General features: G+C 35.2%; 20 protein-coding genes and 1 tRNA gene. 8 read left to right on the top strand and 13 right to left on the bottom strand.

Features of this window, described 5'->3' with window-relative positions; translation table 11 throughout:
- Positions 1-93: 93 nt before the first annotated feature.
- The gene (locus tag ACYQ0O_RS06125; RefSeq protein WP_459891554.1) at positions 94-981 is read right to left on the bottom strand and encodes a DMT family transporter; all 888 of its coding nucleotides are present in this window, start codon (positions 979-981) and stop codon (positions 94-96) included.
- Between the two features lie 154 nt (positions 982-1135).
- Between ACYQ0O_RS06125 and dut the strand changes: the two genes are divergently transcribed.
- Positions 1136-1585 carry a dUTP diphosphatase gene (gene dut / locus ACYQ0O_RS06120; protein ID WP_459891553.1) on the top strand — a complete coding sequence of 150 codons (450 nt, stop codon included), beginning with the start codon at positions 1136-1138 and terminating at the stop codon, positions 1583-1585.
- Between the two features lie 293 nt (positions 1586-1878).
- On the opposite strand, the gene dapF is transcribed toward dut, so the two are convergent.
- The 12 genes from dapF to ACYQ0O_RS06060 form a co-directional block, all read right to left on the bottom strand.
- Positions 1879-2727 (bottom strand): diaminopimelate epimerase, encoded by an 849-nt coding sequence (gene dapF, locus ACYQ0O_RS06115; protein ID WP_459891552.1) that lies wholly within the window; start codon positions 2725-2727, stop codon positions 1879-1881.
- A gap of 22 nt (positions 2728-2749) precedes the next feature.
- On the bottom strand, positions 2750-3424 hold the full coding sequence (locus ACYQ0O_RS06110; RefSeq protein ID WP_459891551.1) for a hypothetical protein: 675 nt from the start codon (positions 3422-3424) through the stop codon (positions 2750-2752).
- Positions 3425-3433: 9 nt separating this feature from the next.
- On the bottom strand, positions 3434-3568 hold the full coding sequence (locus tag ACYQ0O_RS06105; RefSeq protein ID WP_459891550.1) for a hypothetical protein: 135 nt from the start codon (positions 3566-3568) through the stop codon (positions 3434-3436).
- Positions 3565-3840, bottom strand: a complete 276-nt coding sequence (locus ACYQ0O_RS06100; protein ID WP_459891549.1) for an HU family DNA-binding protein — start codon at positions 3838-3840, stop codon at positions 3565-3567. The genes ACYQ0O_RS06105 and ACYQ0O_RS06100 overlap by 4 nt, the downstream gene beginning before the upstream one ends.
- Positions 3841-3938: 98 nt before the next feature.
- Positions 3939-4766 (bottom strand): MinD/ParA family protein, encoded by an 828-nt coding sequence (locus ACYQ0O_RS06095; protein WP_459891548.1) that lies wholly within the window; start codon positions 4764-4766, stop codon positions 3939-3941.
- Between the two features lies 1 nt (position 4767).
- A complete protein-coding gene (locus tag ACYQ0O_RS06090) occupies positions 4768-5616 on the bottom strand; it encodes a GGDEF domain-containing protein (RefSeq protein ID WP_459891547.1) in 849 nt (282 codons plus the stop codon).
- Positions 5597-6713, bottom strand: a protein-coding gene (gene prfB / locus ACYQ0O_RS06085; protein WP_459891593.1) for a peptide chain release factor 2 whose coding sequence is annotated in 2 segments (ribosomal slippage) — positions 5597-6637 and positions 6639-6713 — 1116 coding nt in all. Because the reading frame shifts where the segments join, the coding sequence is not laid out codon by codon here. The genes ACYQ0O_RS06090 and prfB overlap by 20 nt, the downstream gene beginning before the upstream one ends.
- Entirely contained in the window at positions 6697-8211 is a 1515-nt protein-coding gene (lnt, locus tag ACYQ0O_RS06080) for an apolipoprotein N-acyltransferase (RefSeq protein ID WP_459891546.1), read from the bottom strand. Before lnt ends, prfB begins: the two co-directional genes overlap by 17 nt.
- 12 nt (positions 8212-8223) lie before the next feature.
- On the bottom strand, positions 8224-9087 hold the full coding sequence (locus tag ACYQ0O_RS06075) for a hemolysin family protein (RefSeq protein WP_459891545.1): 864 nt from the start codon (positions 9085-9087) through the stop codon (positions 8224-8226).
- Positions 9088-9103: 16 nt separating this feature from the next.
- The gene (locus tag ACYQ0O_RS06070) at positions 9104-10150 is read right to left on the bottom strand and encodes a PilZ domain-containing protein (protein WP_459891544.1); all 1047 of its coding nucleotides are present in this window, start codon (positions 10148-10150) and stop codon (positions 9104-9106) included.
- Positions 10151-10174: 24 nt separating this feature from the next.
- Positions 10175-11389 carry a M20 family metallo-hydrolase gene (locus ACYQ0O_RS06065; RefSeq protein WP_459891543.1) on the bottom strand — a complete coding sequence of 405 codons (1215 nt, stop codon included), beginning with the start codon at positions 11387-11389 and terminating at the stop codon, positions 10175-10177.
- Between the two features lie 59 nt (positions 11390-11448).
- Positions 11449-11733, bottom strand: coding sequence for a PxxKW family cysteine-rich protein (locus ACYQ0O_RS06060; RefSeq protein WP_459891542.1), 285 nt, complete (start codon positions 11731-11733; stop codon positions 11449-11451).
- A 264-nt stretch (positions 11734-11997) separates the two neighbouring features.
- On the opposite strand from ACYQ0O_RS06060, the gene ACYQ0O_RS06055 reads away from it, so the two are divergent.
- From ACYQ0O_RS06055 to purE, 7 genes are all read left to right on the top strand, one after another.
- Positions 11998-12564, top strand: coding sequence for a TetR/AcrR family transcriptional regulator (locus ACYQ0O_RS06055; RefSeq protein WP_459891541.1), 567 nt, complete (start codon positions 11998-12000; stop codon positions 12562-12564).
- Between the two features lie 23 nt (positions 12565-12587).
- Entirely contained in the window at positions 12588-13907 is a 1320-nt protein-coding gene (locus ACYQ0O_RS06050; RefSeq protein ID WP_459891540.1) for a TolC family protein, read from the top strand.
- Between the two features lie 58 nt (positions 13908-13965).
- Positions 13966-15177, top strand: a complete 1212-nt coding sequence (locus ACYQ0O_RS06045) for an efflux RND transporter periplasmic adaptor subunit (RefSeq protein ID WP_459891539.1) — start codon at positions 13966-13968, stop codon at positions 15175-15177.
- Between the two features lie 13 nt (positions 15178-15190).
- Positions 15191-16735 carry a DHA2 family efflux MFS transporter permease subunit gene (locus tag ACYQ0O_RS06040; RefSeq protein ID WP_459891538.1) on the top strand — a complete coding sequence of 515 codons (1545 nt, stop codon included), beginning with the start codon at positions 15191-15193 and terminating at the stop codon, positions 16733-16735.
- Between the two features lie 38 nt (positions 16736-16773).
- A complete protein-coding gene (locus ACYQ0O_RS06035; protein ID WP_459891537.1) occupies positions 16774-17010 on the top strand; it encodes a hypothetical protein in 237 nt (78 codons plus the stop codon).
- Positions 17011-17068: 58 nt separating this feature from the next.
- Positions 17069-17156 (top strand) — tRNA-Ser (locus ACYQ0O_RS06030).
- 87 nt (positions 17157-17243) lie between these two features.
- The gene (gene purE / locus ACYQ0O_RS06025; RefSeq protein ID WP_459891536.1) at positions 17244-17726 is read left to right on the top strand and encodes a 5-(carboxyamino)imidazole ribonucleotide mutase; all 483 of its coding nucleotides are present in this window, start codon (positions 17244-17246) and stop codon (positions 17724-17726) included.
- The last annotated feature ends 11 nt before the right edge of the window (positions 17727-17737 follow it).

The raw sequence follows: 17737 nt of genomic DNA, 5'->3' as shown, positions 1-17737 counted from the left end.
TAAATGGGGTTTAGTTCTATACCTTCCGTTCGGTTATAATTTACGGGTTTTATATCAAAAGGTAGGTGTTTAGTAAAGAGGGAATGGATGTTTTTATGCTGTTTTCCAGATTTTTTGAATGCCTATTCCACTTATTATCAAAATTAACGCCAAGATTGTGGAAATATAGATTTTTTCTCCTACAAAAAAGTGGATAAAGATGAGGGAAAGAAAGGGTGAGAGGTATATCAAAATACTAATTTTAGCTGTTGATTCAGCAAATTTTAGGGCCCTTGACCAGAGCAAAAAGGTTATGCCCATTTCAAAAAATCCAATATATATGGACCCCAAAGATCCATAAAACGAAAGGGAGGAAGGGGATGATTTTATGAAAAATAGGAGGGTTATTGCTATGGTTCCAAAGAAGAAATTTAAAAATAATCTAATTGTGGGGTCCAATGTGTCCTTTGTGTTTAGGACCCAGTAAAGGGCCCATATAATAGTGCTGAGAAGTGCAAGAAATATCCCTTTTGGATTGGCTTGGAAATTAAAGTTAGATATTTCTCCCTTTGTTGCAATTAAATAAACTCCAAAATAGCTCAAGATTAGTCCCACTATATCTCCTATGGTGAGTTTTTGACCAAGAAAAAAGAATGCAAGAATAGATAAGGTGATAGCCCAAGTGTAGTTTATGGCCTGGGCCTCTTGTGCCCTTAAAAGATCATACGCAGAGAACAATATTATATAGTATAAAAATGGATTAAGTATGCCCAGAATACACGAATATAAAATATCTTTTGAATCCAAGGCCTTTAGCTGATTTATTTTTTTTTCAATAAGTAAGGTGAAAAATAATACTAGAGTTGATACGATTGTAGAGATAAAGAGTAAATTAATTACAGATGTATATCTTAAAGAGAGTTTAAAGGCAGTTGCCACTGTTGACCATATTGCAACAGAAAGAATACCATACAAGTAGGCCTTTTTTTGATCTTTCTCCATGGGCAGTTTCCTATAACAACAAATTTTTATTTAGTAAAGTTGGATTTTATAGTTTGACAGATCTTCAAAAAAAGAAAAAACTATGGCGTCAGTTTTATTAAGCTTAGTTCTTCAAATGTTTTTCCACAAAAAAGTTTTTAAGGAGTATGAGGATATGGGCCCTCTTTGTGTTAAAGTGAAATTTCTAGATAAAAGATTTAAAGAAAAACTAAAATACGCAACAGATATGTCCGTAGGATTGGACCTTTTTGCCGCTATACATTGTGAAATATTGATTGAGCCTGGGGAAAGAGTCCTAATTGGAACAGGTATCGCCATTGAAATATTATCCAAAGATATTGCTGGATTTGTATTTTCTAGAAGTGGTCTAGGTATAAAAGAAGGACTTGTGGTGACCCAAGGGGTTGGAGTGATTGATCCAGACTATAGGGGGGAGATAAAGGTATCACTTCTAAATATCTCTATGTCTGTGAAAAAAATTTTCCCTGGAGATAGGATTGCCCAGCTGATATTTATGCCAGCATACCAGGCAAAACTAATTGAATCTTCCTCTCTTTCCCATACAAAAAGGGGAAAGGGGGGATTTGGACATACTGGAAGGTGATGGGTTCAAAATTTTGAACTTTTCAATTTCAGATAAAAACTTTTTTCTTGTACAAAAAACTCTTTTAATTTTTGATAAATACAGTGAAAGTACATGTTTGGGAGGAAAATTTACAGTTTAAAAATTTTAACTACTTACTATACCAAAATCCCAAGTTAAAATCATTTAGCCCAAGTTTATCAAAAGGATAAACTTGGGCTAGGATTTGGTATTTAAATTGCATTAAGAAAAATAAATACCTTCCTCCTTTTGCTAAAGCCAGGCCTGGTGATTAACTGGGCCTGGCTTTAAATTTATAGTCCTATTTCATGTGGGTTTAATTTACCCTCATATACCAGGGTGGCTCCTCCCGTTAAATAGAGGGTATCTTTCTCCCCAATGGTTATGGTTAATTTCTCTCCACCAGATGTGATTACTGGAACTTCGTTTTTATTTGTATATCCCAATTTGTGTGCTACATAGGCAGAAGCAGCTGCTCCTGTTCCACAGGCGTAGGTCTCTGCCTCAACTCCTCTCTCATATGTCCTTAAATGTAGTTTGCCATCTCGAGAAATTGATACAAAGTTTACGTTGGTCCCACTTGGCTTAAATTTTTCATGGAACCTTACTTTTGCTCCTATATTTTGGACATCTAGATTTTTCACATCTTCAAGAAACAAAATGGCATGTGGCACTCCAGTATTTACATATTGTACTCTATGGGTTTCCCCCTGTATTTCAATTTCAATGTCTTGTTTAAAGTCTTTTGGTTTTGTTAATTGAACTTTGACCATTTTCTCCTTTTCAAATACCTCAGCTTCTATTAACCCCGCATCTGTCTCAAATAGGTGTTTTTTGGGGGCGATTTTGAGCTTAAATGCTAGTCTAGCAGCACATCTAGACCCATTTCCACACATCTCTGCCCTAGATCCATCTGAATTGTAAAAATGCCATTTATATGTTGCCTTTGTATCATCTATACCCTTTGTTGTTAAAAAAATTAGTCCATCACCACCTATACCAAATTTTCTTCTACACAGTTTCTTTGCCCAATTTTCCATCTCAGTGCCAGTTAATTTTAGTTCGTCATCTAAGTTTATTAAGACAAAATCATTGCCACTTCCATGCATCTTATAAAAGATTATTTCCCCGTCAAACTCCATATAATCTCCTTTTGTATTTGACTTATTCCATCAGAATCTGTTTTATCTCTTTGTTTTCTAAAAGATTATCACTGAGGTATTTCTTACTTACAGTAACATTTTTTCCTAAAACAAGGGATTTGCCTTTGGAAATATTTTCAAAAGATATCAAATATATTGCCTTACCTTTAGATATGGGCCTCACCCATATGGTATTTTTTATGGATCTGTTGGTAAAGGATGGTCCTCGTCCACTTCCAAGGAGTAAGTCAAGAATACCACATAGTTTACTGTTTATTAATAGTCTTTTCTCCAATTCGTATCCATACGGACTTATACCTATTAATATATGGGATTTTCTTCTGGCCAATTTTATTTTTTCAATATCAATATTTTCCACAGATCTCAATTTTTCTGGAAAAATAACAACACCAATAAGGTTTTTATCCCTTTTTATATATTTGATTATAAGCTGTTTCTTAGAACTAATCCATCCATTTTGTTTTAACTCAGGGTGATTTTTTAAGGCAGATCCATTTATTACCTTTATGTCATATCCCAGTTTATCAAAAGCCTTAACTAATTTTTTTATCTGGTAGGGGTTTATCTGCCCATTTATATTTGTTACTTCAAAGTATCCCCCAATAAATAATCCATCTGGGAACTGTCTTTTTATTTTTGCAAAGGCAGTTTTTCGTCGGGCGAGACCTCCCAACAATTTTCCCCCTCAAACTGGACAGGGGTCAATGGTACCAAAGGTGTTAGCTGTGTATACAATTGTGATTTTGCCCGTTGCAAAAAGATCTAGAGGGACAAAAAAGATTAAAAAGAATACTGTAGAAATTAAACCAAGTTTTTTCATGAATTTAAGAACTCCTTAAGTTCCTTTCCAACCCTAAAAAAAGGTAGCCTTTTGGGTTTCACCTCAACCTGCTGCCCTGTGCTGGGATTTCTCCCTATATAACCATCATATTCTTTTATTTTAAAACTGCCAAAACCTCTAATTTCAACCCTTCGACCCTCTTTTAAGGCTTCTTTTATTGAGTCAAAAAAAATGTTTACAATTAGGGTTGCGTCTTCAATTGATAAGTCTTCTTTCTTGGCAAAGGCCTTTATTAGTTCACTCTTATTCATTTCCTCCCCCTTTTTTGGTTTTTAACTATGAAATCAACATGTTAATACATTTTATGCAAAATTATGTTTATTTGGTCAAGTATTATTTATTAAGTAAGCTATTTTTTTAGCAGGATGTCTAGTTTAAATGGGAGGGTTAGTTCTGGAACCAGCAATTCCCGATATTTTTTTACCTTTATGGCAATTTCTTCTATATTTTTACATGCCACTGAATCTCTTTTAAATTTGAATAAAGGCACTTGATTCACCACTGCCATGGGGATAGTGGAGTCCTCATTAATTATACCAAGAAGGTTTATCTTGATGCCCAAAAAATTTTCACATGCAATTTTTAGCCTTTGAAAGGTGGCTGTGCCTTGTTTTTTATCTTTGGCCATATTAACAATTATAAAGAAGTCTTTTATATTGTGCTTTGTTTTTAAGACCTTGATTAGGGCATATCCATCTGTAAGTGACGTGGGCTCAGGAGTTATTATAATGATTTTAAATCTACTAATAGCCGCAAGGTTTATAACTGTGGAGTTTATCCCAGCTCCAAGATCCAGGATAAGAAAGTGATATTTGCTCAAAGAACTGTTTAATTTTTTAAAGATGATTGTCTGAAGGTCATTATCCCATTCTACTAGTTCAGGTACTCCAGATGCTGCTGGTAGAAACTGAAGCCCATCCTCCAGTGTGATTAATACATCATCCACATTTGTATTAGGGCTCAATAGGTATTCCAGGTTTTTCTCAGGGGTTATGCCAAGGAGGATATCTAAGTTGGCAAGTCCAAGGTCACAGTCAATAAGAAGTGTGGGCGACTTCAGGCTGCATAATGCATATGCAAGGTTTAATGCAATATTAGTCTTACCAACCCCACCTTTTCCGCTTAATATTGATATGCTGAGGCTTTTATTTGAATTTTCCATGTCTTTTTCACTCATTTTATTTAGTTTTTCCAAATAAGAAGTTTTTTTCTTCTGGATTTACCTTAACCATCTCTTGTATGGACTCAGCGTCAATATCCACAATACCAGCAGATACTATCCTATCTTTTCCTCTATTTTTGGCCTCATACAAGGCATTATCAGCTTGTTTTAAAATAAACTCTGGATTAATCTTTTTTCTACCTTTATAACAACAAAGTCCAATGGAACAAGTTACCCTAAAACTCCCATTTTTTTGTTCTTCAAATCTAATGTTTCTAATTGAACTTCTAATTCTCTCAGCAGTTATCTCCCCTTGTACTAAAGAGGTAGAGGGTAGGACAATGACAAATTCTTCCCCTCCATATCTTCCAATATGGTCTGTTTTTCGACATTGCTCTTTTAATTTGTTTGCCACTTCAATTAAAACCCTGTCACCAACATCATGTCCCATTGTATCGTTTATTTTTTTGAAATCGTCTAAGTCTATGAAAAGTATACATAAAGGCTGTCTGGTCCTGTAACACCTTTCTGTTTCCACCATTATAATGTTATTTAATTGTTTTCTATTAAGTAACCCTGTTAAAGGGTCTTTATTTGCAAGGTCTTTTAACTTTTCAAGGTTTTCAAATAAGGTAATTATGGTTGGAGTGGTGTCCCCATTTATTGTTAATATATTCCAATCGTATAGCATGGTCTTTTGAAGTAGTCGTTTTATTTCTTCTCTTGATGTACCACAGGTGGGGCGAAATACTAAAACTCCTTCTTTGGCGTCGGTATTACACTTTTTTACAATTCCATCCAACTCTCTCTGGATGATGCGTATTTCATTTTCTATTTTTTTTAAATTATTGTCTTTTTTGTCCATGGATATGAAGTAAATAACTCCTTATAAATTTGTCCAGATCTCCATCCAAGACCCTGTCCACATTTCCATCTTCCACATTGGTTCGATGATCTTTAACTAGTCTATAGGGCTGTAGGGTGTATGTTCTTATTTGGGATCCCCAGGCAATGGCACTTTTTTGTGAATACTGTTTTTGCCTTTCTTCTTCAATTTTTTTTAGTTCCCTTTCATATAACCTTGCTTGTAATATCTTGAGGGCTATTTCCTTATTCCTGAATTGGGATTTTTCGTTCTGGCACTGAACAACAATTCCAGTGGGTATGTGGGTAATTCTTACGGCTGAACTGGTCTTATTAACCGATTGACCCCCAGGACCTCCAGCCCTAAATACATCTATCCTCAAGTCCTCTTCATTTATGTCTATCTTTATTTCCTTATCTGCTTCAGGATAGACATCCACAGATGCAAATGAAGTATGTCTCCTCCCAGATGCATCAAAGGGAGATATCCTAATCAACCTATGTATTCCCTTTTCTCCTTTTAACAGACCGTATGCATAGGGCCCTTCAATGGATATGGTTACGCTCTTTATACCTGCTTCATCTCCAGGAAGTATATCCAACTCTTTAACTTTATAACCCTTATCTTCAGCCCACCTTTTGTACATCCTGAGTAACATCTCTGCCCAGTCCTGTGCTTCAGTGCCACCTGCACCTGGGTGTATCTCTAAGATGGCGTTGTTTTTGTCGTGTTCAGATGAAAGAAGCGTCTTTAATTCAAAGCTGTCTAATACCTTCTTAAAGTGTCTTATTTGTTCCTCTGCTACCTGTAAGATTTCGCTACTTTGATCTTCTTCTGCTAGCTCCAACCACTCTTCCATATTAGATTTCGCATCTTCCAGTTCTTCTATACCACTTAGTTCGTTTTCCAGTTGGGATTTTTTTTGCATAAGAGGCTTAGCTTCCTCTGGATTAGACCAAAATTCTGGTTTTGATAATTTTTTGTCTATTTCTTCTAATTCTAATTTTATAGGTCCTATGTCAAAGACGCCCCCTTAATTGGGAATATTTTTCGAGCACTAAATCCTTTTGCCTCTTTAGCTCAGGTAGTTGTATTATCTTTTCCACCATATTTTGACCTATAATGTTTTATGATTAGTATGAAGATACACAAAAAAAAGGTTACCAGTTTAATAACATTGTGATGTTTTACATAAAATGTGTTGTCCTTAATTAAAGCTACATTGGCTGTTAAAAAACCCTTTTTGTTTAAGGGAAGTTTTTTTACAACCTTACCCTTGGGCGTTATTATTGCTGAAATACCAGTGTTGGTTGCCCTTAATATAAATCTATTGGTTTCAATGGCCTTTACAATTGCCTGATTCAGATGTTGATAAGGCCCAGATGAATTTCCAAACCAGGCGTCATTGCTTATATTTACAATAAGTTTCGCATTGTTTCTTACGAGCTGGGCCACAAGGTCGGGAAAGATCATTTCATAGCAGATTAGGGTTCCAATTGCAAGATCTCCAATTTTAAGGGGAGTTAGGCTCTTTCCCCTACTAAAATTACCAGGGCCTTCCACAATTTTACTAATGAATGACAGAATACTTCCAAAAGGTATATATTCACCAAATGGGACTAGGTGAACCTTATCATAATAATCTATTATCTTCCCTTTGTATATTAAATATGCTCTGTTATACCAGTTTACCTTTTCTTTTTTTATTTTATAACCAGGTGCGCCAGTTATTAATATAATTTTTTTGCGTCTAGTATAATTTAGTAAACTATAAGTGAGAATATTTCTTTCTTGAATATAAAATGGCATCGCCGTCTCTGGCCATACTACTAAGGTATTTTCTCCACTATATTTATCCAAAGCCTTATTGGTTAATATCATATATTTCTTTAAGGTATCTTCCTGGTATTTTTTATCCCATTTAACATATTGGTCTATATTTCCCTGAACTATTACTGCTCTTATATTTTTTACAGAATTTATTTTTGCATTATACAAATAAGTACCTGATATATAAACGAGTAAAATAAGTAAAATAGTAAACATTATAGGAATGATTCTCCTTTTCTTACCTTCATATATCCATACAGCTATAATAACAATTATTCCAGAAAATAGAGTTTCACCTATAATTTTGACAGGTTGTACAAATTTTATATAGGATGAAAGTGCCTGGGTTATATTTAACCATGGAAATCCAGTTAAAAAATATGTCCTTATATATTCAAGTGACGACCAACTAAGACCAGCAATCAATCCCTTTACTGTCCAATGAATATTTCTATTGTAAAACAAAATAGAGGTAAATATACTAGGATAAATTCCCAGATAAATTCCAAGTAAAATGGGACATGCAATTGCTACTATTAAGGGTACATTGGTGTAATTAGCCACTGGATATGCTATCCAATAAAGACATGAAGAATAGATTATGGACCCAGTTATCCAAGAAATTTTTATAATGTCTTTTAAATTGCCATGTACTTCGCTTATATGGATAAAGATTAATGGGTAGAAAATTATTAAGAAACCCAGTTGCAAAAAGGGATTTGCAAATGCCAGATAGGTAAATATTATGCATAGTAGGTAAAACATGGGATTTTGAGTTTAGCTATTGTCTTGTTCTTGCTCTGTATTTTGAGAAAGGTTTTCTCCTTTATCTATTGGGTAAATTAAAATTGAGCCTATGTGCTTTTCGTCCGCCTCTTTTATCTGGAAATTGTACCCCTTAACCTTTATTGTTTCGCCTTCCTTGGGTATCCGTCCCATCATTTCAGTCAAATATCCACCAATGGTTTCAACAAATTCAGACTCTAAATAGATCCCAAGTTGTTCCTTTAGGTCTTCTAGGGAAGTCCTTCCTGAAACCAGACAAGAGGAATTTTCTAAAATTTGAATTTCTTCCTCCTTGGGACTGTCGTATTCATCTTCTATTTCTCCGACGATTTCTTCCAATATATCTTCCAATGTGATTAAACCTGAAGTCCCTCCATATTCATCAATGGCTATGGCCAGGTGCTGCTTTTTGGACTGAAATTCAAGCAGCATGTCTTTAACATTTTTGGTCTCTGGCACAAAAAATGGAGGTCTTAATATCTGATTTAATGAAGCGTTTTTTTTGTTAATCAATATGGGGAGTAGGTCTTTGGCATGTATTATTCCTATTATCTGGTCTTTATTGTCTCTATATATTGGTATTCTAGAATGACCACTGGAAATTATTATTTCTGCAACTTCTGTTATGCTTGAATTTTCTTCTGCACAATCAATGTCTGTCCTTGGGATCATTAATTCATACACCTTTTTTTCACCAAGTTTTAAAAGGCTTTTTAGCATGTAGGCAATATCCTTGGGAACCACATTGTTCTTTTGGGCCTCTTGGAGCAATTCTTCTATGGATTGTACTTCTCTATTTCCGGTGAATATACTCTTTATTGCATTCCAAAATTTCCCTTCAGATCCCTCGTCCACAGATATTTCCCTCCTGTTATTTTATTCCCTTTCTAATTAATGCTAAATTTTTTAAAAATACCCATCTGGCTATAATCTCTTGACCCTCATCTTCTTTGACTTCTTTCCATTTAATTGTGTTGTTGTTTTCAGGGTCAATAAAACCCTGCTTTATAAATTGTAGACCTATTTCAAGGTCTTTAGTAATGTAATCTTCGTTATAATTTCTCACCTGACATAAAAGTAATATATCTTTTTGTTTCTTTTCAAGGAAAAGAGATAAAAAAATTAAAATCATGGGAGGGTTATCAATATCAAAACCAACTTCCTTTTTGAATTTGCGTTTAAGCTTGAGCCTAATCCCTCCAGCTGAGATGTTCACAACTGAAATTGGATATGGGCCTTCTGGTTCCTTTTCACTTGATTTTTTAAATTCAAAAACAGGGTCTGGCAACTCATATATATTGTCAATTGGATTGGAATGGTACAAAAAATAAATTACTATCTTTTCAAAATCTTTGTTTTGGGCATCAATCCTAAAATGTTTTCTTTTTTGTTTTAGTTCTAATATCCCTGGAATTTTGATAACAATAAAGTGAAAAGTCTTCTTTGAAAAAAAATATTCCACCACAGACTCAAAATAATAATAAACCCTAATCCCTGGTTTGTCACCTGATAGACTAAAGTAAACATAAACTGGCCTTTTGTTCCATTGATCTGTTGGGACAATGTTTGATGGAAGTTCTAGAACAATAGATTTTCCTTTTAATTCCACCAGGCTACAGTTTGAGGAAAATTTATGTTTCTTTGAAAAACTAACTTCAAATTTAGATCGTTCGTTTAAGGCCTGTTCTAATATCTTCTTAATTTCAGATGGTTTTTTAATTGTAAATGGATTTTTTCGCTCCTCTTCTTTTTTTTTCTGATATCTCTTTTGTAGTAAATAGAATAAAATGCACAATAAAATAATTAATAGAATGGATTCCAGAATAAGGACAGTTGTATCAGATATCTCCCATTTTTTATTGATAAAACTTTCACTTACCCTGGCTAAATAACTTTTGGCAAGGATACTTAATATCATGGAAATTATAGCCTTTTTTAAACACTATAGCAAAAGCCTTGCCATAACCTTGGCATCTTTTAGGGTATTTTTTAGAGATGATCGTTCATTAGGTTGGTGTGCAGTACCGAAGATGGTAGCCCAAACTGCTGCAGGTATGTTGTTTTTCCTTGGATAAACAGCCACAGTACCGCCACCTACACCCATGAATGTTGGTTTTTTGCCATATTCATCAAAGACTGCCTGGGCTAATTTTTTTACAAATTCATTGTCTTTATCAGTGGCTGGGGAACTCAATCCATGGATGATTTCAAAATTTATTTTAACTCCATATTTTCTCTCTGTTTCAGTACCAATTTTTTTTATGGCATCCATAACTTCATCGAGGTCGTAGCATGGAAGGACTCTACAGTCTAAATAGAAGACATCTTTTCCTGGTATAGTATTTATATTGGGAACATTGGTTTCTTTTTTTGTTGGTTCAAAGGTCGATATGGGAGGTGAAAACAGGGGATCTTCCCTATTAAATATTTCATAAAGTTTCCTCAATCTAATAATTAGATCGGCTGTTGCAACAAGGGTGTTTATTCCTTCATTTGGGGTGGACCCGTGACACTGTTTCCCTATAATCTCTACCTTGAGCCACAAAATTCCCTTTTCAGCTATCTCTATTAGATCTGAATCTTGAGATCCAAAGTCTGGTATTAAAAAACAGTCTTTCTGATTAAATAACTCTCTGTGGTGTTTAAATAAAAATTCCAGACCATATTTGTTCCCAGTTTCTTCATCAGCTACAAATAGCAGTCCCAGATTTATATTTGGTCTGGTGGACGTGTTAATGAACGCCTCAAGGGCTAAAATTGACGATACTATTCCCTGGTGATTGTCTTCCACCCCTCTGCCATAGATAATGTCATCTTCTTGACGCAATGTATATGGGTCACTTTCCCACAATGATAGATCCCCTGGAGGGACAACGTCTAAGTGAGAGGCTATCCATAGTGTCTGATGGCTATTTTTACCAGGAAGAATCGCAGCAATATTTGGCCGTATTTTAGATGGTACCCTTGTATCTTCAGCTGGAAATTCCTTTATGATAAGAGAGGGATATTTTTTTAAATAAGAAATCAAATATTTGGCCTTTTCTATCTCCCCCAGGCCACCATTTTCTGGTCCCAGTGCTGGCAATGACACCAGATTTTTTTGTAATTCAACTACCTTTTGTTTTTGATTGTCCAAGTAGCTTAAAATATTATCCATATCTTCCTTTTTTTCAATAAAATAAAAAAGGCCCCAAAATTTGGGACCTTATCTTGTGTTTACCTTCCCCTTGCCGCGCGTTTGGAAGCCTTTAAGGGGTTTAATTTTACCTTACCAGCCTTATCGATTTCCGCCTTTACATGGGTTGCAAAGTTGCACGCACCGTTTCTCCACTTTGCCTGGGGTCTAGGATAACTTGCACAATATTTTTCCCCCTCAAACTCAACAACCCTTTCACATCCCTCACAGTTTTCAACAATTGGCTCTAAAATAACGCCTTTAAATTTTAATCCTTGTTCTGTTTTTTGCGCACCTTGCAAGTAGTTCACTCTTTTTTTTGCCATTGATATAAAAACCTCCTCAATTCATTGCGTAAGATTGAATATATGCTCTTACAATTTAGAGAAAATTTAGTCAAGTAAATGAATGGATGATTTTATTATGGTGGAGTAAAATTAATGTCTTAAATTTTTTTCTGTTACCATCTCAATATATTGGGCAATATTTCTGACCTATAGTTTTGCTTTTCCCCTTGACAAAAAGTTCTATCTCTTTAATATTTCTTGAATATAGAACTGACCAGTCAGTCCGGTTATTAGGTTATGGGTATGGATACAAGGACAAAGATATTGAAAGCTGCAAGGCTTGAATTTGCCAAAAATGGCTTCCACACCACTTTGGTCTCTGATATTGCAAAGAGGGCAGGGGTAGGCAAAGGGACGATTTATAGATATTTCCCAAGTAAAGAAGATCTTTTTGGTTCCATAATCCAGCAAAAGATGATGGATTTTGAGACAAATATAAAAAAAATAATATCTGGGTATGAAAATGAAGCAGAGATATTAAGGCGAATTGGGAAATTACATTTTGAGGAATACAGAAGGTCCAAAGACGTTATTGCAATTTTGGTTATGGAAGGTCTAAACAAGATAGAAGGAATTAATCAGGAATTTAAAAATAGTATTCTATCTATTCAAAACCTGGTTTCTGGAGTAGTAGCAAGAGGTATAGAGAGGTCTATTTTTAGAGAAATTGATCCAGAAAAAACAGCTGTACTTTTTTTAAGCTTGATCTGGACTATTTTGAAACACGGTATTTTTATGGAGGAAAAGGATTTGGAAAGAAAATATTGTGACGTAATTTTTGATTTATTTTTTCATGGAATTTTAAAATAGTGTTGAGATAAAAGGAGGATCCTATGAGAAGAATAATTTTTTTTATGTTCGTATCTGTAAGTTCTTTTTTTTGCCTGGTTTTACCAGCCAAGTCTTCTGAAATCCTTACACTGGATAAGGCTGTTCAATTAGCAATAAAAAATAATCCACAAATAAAAGAGTCATTATTTAATGAAAGAGCTGCAGTTGAAGAAAAGAAAAGTGCATTTTCAGATATGTTGCCTAAACTTTCAGCAGAATACAATTACGTTCATTTAAGAGATGATCCCTTTGTATATTTTAAACTAGGGCCAATAGAGCAGAAATTTATTACAGGGTATACAAACACATATTCATGGAATGTAAGGGTGATTCAACCACTATTTACTGGATTTGCACTCTTGTCAAAATATGAAATATCTTCTTTGGGTCTTGATAGGGAAAAATTATCTCTTGAACTTGCAAAATTGAATGTAGCTTTTGAGGTAAAACAAGCCTACTTCAATGTGCTCTTGGCAAAAAGACAAGTAGAGGTGATGGAAGAGGAAGTAAAACAATTAAAGAGCCATTTACATGATGCCAGAAATTTCTATTCTCAAGGGATAATTCCCAAAAATGATCTGCTGAAATCTGAAGTGGCATATTCTTTGGCAAAACAAAAACTTGTTAGAGCTAAGAGTGACTATTCAGTTGCCAGGTCAAATTTAAATAGAATTTTAAATAAAAATATACTGGATTTATCATATGAAATTGAGGACGTAGAGAGAGTGCCATTTTTTTGTACAAGGATAGATGAACTAATAAAGAATGCCATAAAAAACAGACCAGAGATAAGTGTTATGGACAGGGCAATTAAACAGGCTAAATGGGGGATTAAACTTGCCAGGAGCAGATTTTTCCCAACCATTTCCCTTTTTGGAGAGTATCAGAGGCAGGGTGAAGATTTAGCTGCAACAGAAAATAAATTTACAAACGAGAAAAATTTAGTCCTTGGGGTGAATGCAAAATGGGAATTTTTTGAATCTGGAAAAAAGATTTTTGATGTCAGACGTGCAAAATTCAGACTAAAATCTTTAGAACAAAGAAAGAAGGGATTAGAAGACCAGATAGCTGTTCAGGTAAAAAAGGCGTATGAGGACCTCATGGTGGCAAAGGTAAACGTGGAAACTGCAAAGAAATCTCTTGTACAGGCAAAGGAGAATTTCAGGGTCACAACTGAAGGATACAAGGTCCAGGTAAACACTTCTACGGATGTATTAGATGCCAGAACTTATCTTACCCAATCAGAGATGAATTACTACGGGGCACTTTATGGGTATCATATAGCACTTGCAGCATTAAAAAGGGCTGTTGGGGAGTACTAGTATTTTACATGGTTTTTCATGAAATAGTTACTTGCTAAGATAATGGAGGACTTCTTTTATGGAGAATAGAAACAATGATAGGGCAAAAAAGGGAACAAAGATTATTATCCTGTTTGTGATTGTTTTTGGTATTATATTTTTTTTCTATTGGTTTTTTTATCTAAAGAATTTTGTGAGTACAGATGATGCTTATGTATATGCAGATAGCAGTTATGTAAGCAGTAGAATACCAGGTACAATAGAGAAGGTATATGTAAAAAATGACGATTATGTAAAACAAGGGGATTTACTGGTTCTACTTGATTCATCAATATACAAATTAAAGGTTGAGCAGCTAAAAAATAAACTAGAATCCATTAACTTTAAAATAAAAAGTACAGAGATCGATGTGGATATATTAAGACACAACCTTAAAAAAAATATAAACAAATCCCAAAATGATTTAAATCTGGCACTTGATGAAAAAAGCAGGGTAAATTCAGAGATAAAATCTCTTATCGCACAGAAAAACAGCTTAAAACAGGATTTACATCTATCAGAACTGCAATATAAGAGATATAAAAATTTATATAAAAATCATACTATATCCAAGGAAAAGTTCGATCAAGTTGAGACCATGTACAATAAACTGATTTATCAAATTAAGTCTATAACTCATAAGATAAATTCTTTACAGGCAATATATAAGGAACTTGATGAAAAGATAAAGAATGCCCATATAGGAATATCTATTGCCAAAAAGAATGAATCAAAGATTTTGTCGGCCATAGAATCTTTAAATTCCCTTAAAAAAGAGAGGGATTATTTAAGGGCAGCTTTAAATGAAGCCAGATTACAACTTAGCTATTGTAAAATTAAAGCTCCAATATCTGGTTATGTGGCTGGTTCAAAACTGCAGAGAGGAAATAGGGTGTTGCCAGGTCAGGTACTCATGGTGATTGTACCCTTAGATAAGGTATATGTTGAGGCGAATTTCAAGGAGACACAACTTGCAAACGTACGTATTGGTCAAAGGGCAGAGATTGAAGCTGATATGTATCCAGATGTAGTTTTTCGTGGTCATGTTGTGGGAATTCGGGCAGGAACAGGCCAGGTGTTTTCCCTCCTTCCACCGGAAAATGCGTCTGGAAACTGGATTAAAGTGGTCCAAAGGATTCCAGTAAAAATTGAATTAGATGACTATGACTATAAAAAAATGCCCTTAAGACTGGGTTCCTCACTGGTGGTAAAGGTGGATATTAGAGATAAGTCTGGAAAGACCCTTAAATAAAAGAGGTGTTGTTGTGGAAAAAGTACAAGAACACATCACTCCAAATGTGAACAAGTGGATTATCGCACTAACTGTAATCCTGCCTACTTTTATAGAGATAATGGACACAAGTGTTGTAAACGTGTCCCTTCCACACATACAGGGGGGGTTAAATGCCGGTTTAGACGAATCCACATGGGTGCTCACTTCATATCTAGTATCCAATGCAGTAATAATTCCCATTACTGGTTTTTTGTCCAATTTATTTGGCCGAAAACGATATTTAATTGGTTCCATAATACTTTTTACCTTTGCTTCAATACTTTGCGGAAGTGCACCCACATTGGAGGTTCTGGTGCTTGCACGGATACTTCAGGGGATTGGCGGAGGAGCCCTTCAACCCATCTCCCAGGCAATCTTGCTAGAGTCTTTCCCAAAGAAAGAACACGGGATGGCAATGGCAATATTTGGAATGGGGGTGGTGTTAGCCCCTACAATAGGGCCTGTAGTTGGCGGATGGATAACAGACAATCTTTCTTGGAGGTGGGTTTTTTATATCAATCTTCCAATAGGTATCCTGTCTGTATTTATGACGATTCTGTTTATCTTTGATCCACCCTATATAAAACAGAGGAAAAATGGTAGAGTTAACTATTTTTCTTTAATGCTTCTATTCCTATGGGTTGGTTGTCTCCAAGTAGTCCTGGATAAAGGTCAGAGGGAGGATTGGTTTCACTCCAATTTTATTATTACCCTCAGTATAATTTCTGTAATTTGCTTTCTCATATATATTGTTCGAGAGATATATGCTAATGATCCCATTTTAGATATCTCTGTGTTTAAGGACAAGGTGTTTGTTGCTGGAAATTTTATATTGTTTACAGGATTTATGGGTTTTTTTGGAAGTATAGTGTTGCTCCCATTATTTTTGCAAAATTTAATGAATTACACAGCAATGTGGGCTGGTTTGGTCCTGGGACCCAGTGGAATTGCAACAATGATTGTTATGTTTATTGTGGGTCGTTTATTAAATAGAGGGGTCCCTGCATATATTTTACTTATGCTGGGCCTTTCCCTAATCGCCTTTTCAGTGATCATGATGGGAAGATTTACTTTAAACGCTGGATTTTGGCAGCTTTGTTGGCCCAGGGTCATCCAGGCATGTGGAATGGGTCTGTTTTTTGTGCCCCTTACTGCTGCAACATATGTAAATATCCCTAAAGAAAAGATTGGAAATGCCTCCAGTATCTTTAATCTTTTGAGAAACTTAGGAGGAAGTTTTGGAACAGCCATTGCCACTACATACCTTGCCAGAAGTGAACAGTTTAATCAAACAATGCTTGTAAAAAATGTTGTTCCATATAGACAAGAGTTTTTGTCCATGTGGAATAAGGTAGTTGGTTTTTTGCACTATCCTGTGTTGTTTCCAATCCCTGATTCAAAACCCCTTGCTTTAATTTATATGGAGGTAAGGAGACAGACAGGGATGTTGGCGTTTAATGACAGCTTTATTTTTCTTGGAACAATAACTATGTTTTTGGTTCCCCTTGCTTTAATCCTCAGGGTAAAGCAAAAATAGATAATAGAAAAAAGATGGTGGTAGTCTAGGGTTTATCTATGCTTACAATTAGATGTGCAAAGTGCAAGAAAAAATTATGGAAATATAAAAAAATAGGAAAAGGGGAGGTGCTTAGGTGTCATAAGGACAGAATAACCAAGTCCTTTGGATGGGAAGAATCCCATGGTAAGATCTTTTGTCCAAGGTGTAAGACTCCAATTGGTATTGATAAAGGTACGTTTTATAAAATGATAGGAAAAAATTTTGTATATAATGGTACAAAGGATAATTCTTGAAATCCAATAAAAAAGACTTGAAATTTTTACGCTATATTATTATATAAATTTTTTCCACGGAGAGGTGGCCGAGCGGTCGAAGGCGGTAGTCTTGAAAACTACTGAGGGTTTACAGCCCTCCGGGGGTTCGAATCCCTCCCTCTCCGTAAGATCCCTTCCAGTTAATCCAGCCCATTGTTTTGCTAAAATAAAAGATATCTGTTAGTTTTTCGCAAGAATCCAGGAGGAGTTTTATGGTAGATGTAGCAATTTTTATTGGGAGTATATCAGATAAGGAGAAGATGTTTCCCTGTATAGAGGTTTTGGAAAAATTGGGGATTAGCTATAAATTCCACATAACATCTGCCCACAGGACCCCCAATAGGACAGAAAATTTAATCAAGGACTTAGAAGAAAAGGGGTGTAAGGTATTTATTTGTGCTGCTGGACTGGCGGCCCATCTTGCTGGGGCAGTTGCCGCAAGGACCACAAGGCCTGTTATTGGAGTGCCTATAAATGCGTCTTCTTTAGGTGGAATAGATGCGCTACTTTCCACTGTACAAATGCCCCCTGGATATCCCGTTGCCACTGTTGCCCTTGATAGGGTTGGGGCACAAAACGCTGCCTACTTAGCAGCCCAGATACTTGCAGTATCTGATTTTCAATTGGAAAAAAGATTAAAGGAAATAAGAGAAGAGATGGCTCGTTTTGTGGAGGAATCTGATAAAAAATTATAAGTTATTTCAAT

This window comes from Desulfothermus okinawensis JCM 13304 (assembly GCF_054654515.1).
Note: the sequence above shows the minus strand (reverse complement) of the source record. Positions and strands in the feature narration are given on the sequence as shown.

What these genes read in the sequence shown, in the direction of transcription:
- ACYQ0O_RS06045 (WP_459891539.1), top strand. Translation starts at nt 13,966, where the DNA reads ATGGAGAATAGAAACAATGATAGGGCAAAAAAGGGAACAAAGATTATT.
- purE (WP_459891536.1), top strand. Translation starts at nt 17,244, where the DNA reads ATGGTAGATGTAGCAATTTTTATTGGGAGTATATCAGATAAGGAGAAG.
- ACYQ0O_RS06055 (WP_459891541.1), top strand. Translation starts at nt 11,998, where the DNA reads ATGGATACAAGGACAAAGATATTGAAAGCTGCAAGGCTTGAATTTGCC.
- dapF (WP_459891552.1), bottom strand. Translation starts at nt 2,727, where the DNA reads ATGGAGTTTGACGGGGAAATAATCTTTTATAAGATGCATGGAAGTGGC.
- ACYQ0O_RS06100 (WP_459891549.1), bottom strand. Translation starts at nt 3,840, where the DNA reads ATGAATAAGAGTGAACTAATAAAGGCCTTTGCCAAGAAAGAAGACTTA.
- ACYQ0O_RS06050 (WP_459891540.1), top strand. Translation starts at nt 12,588, where the DNA reads ATGAGAAGAATAATTTTTTTTATGTTCGTATCTGTAAGTTCTTTTTTT.
- ACYQ0O_RS06105 (WP_459891550.1), bottom strand. Translation starts at nt 3,568, where the DNA reads ATGAAAAAACTTGGTTTAATTTCTACAGTATTCTTTTTAATCTTTTTT.
- ACYQ0O_RS06065 (WP_459891543.1), bottom strand. Translation starts at nt 11,389, where the DNA reads ATGGATAATATTTTAAGCTACTTGGACAATCAAAAACAAAAGGTAGTT.
- ACYQ0O_RS06095 (WP_459891548.1), bottom strand. Translation starts at nt 4,766, where the DNA reads ATGAGTGAAAAAGACATGGAAAATTCAAATAAAAGCCTCAGCATATCA.
- ACYQ0O_RS06125 (WP_459891554.1), bottom strand. Translation starts at nt 981, where the DNA reads ATGGAGAAAGATCAAAAAAAGGCCTACTTGTATGGTATTCTTTCTGTT.
- ACYQ0O_RS06060 (WP_459891542.1), bottom strand. Translation starts at nt 11,733, where the DNA reads ATGGCAAAAAAAAGAGTGAACTACTTGCAAGGTGCGCAAAAAACAGAA.
- lnt (WP_459891546.1), bottom strand. Translation starts at nt 8,211, where the DNA reads ATGTTTTACCTACTATGCATAATATTTACCTATCTGGCATTTGCAAAT.
- ACYQ0O_RS06070 (WP_459891544.1), bottom strand. Translation starts at nt 10,150, where the DNA reads ATGATATTAAGTATCCTTGCCAAAAGTTATTTAGCCAGGGTAAGTGAA.
- ACYQ0O_RS06090 (WP_459891547.1), bottom strand. Translation starts at nt 5,616, where the DNA reads ATGGACAAAAAAGACAATAATTTAAAAAAAATAGAAAATGAAATACGC.
- dut (WP_459891553.1), top strand. Translation starts at nt 1,136, where the DNA reads ATGGGCCCTCTTTGTGTTAAAGTGAAATTTCTAGATAAAAGATTTAAA.
- ACYQ0O_RS06035 (WP_459891537.1), top strand. Translation starts at nt 16,774, where the DNA reads ATGCTTACAATTAGATGTGCAAAGTGCAAGAAAAAATTATGGAAATAT.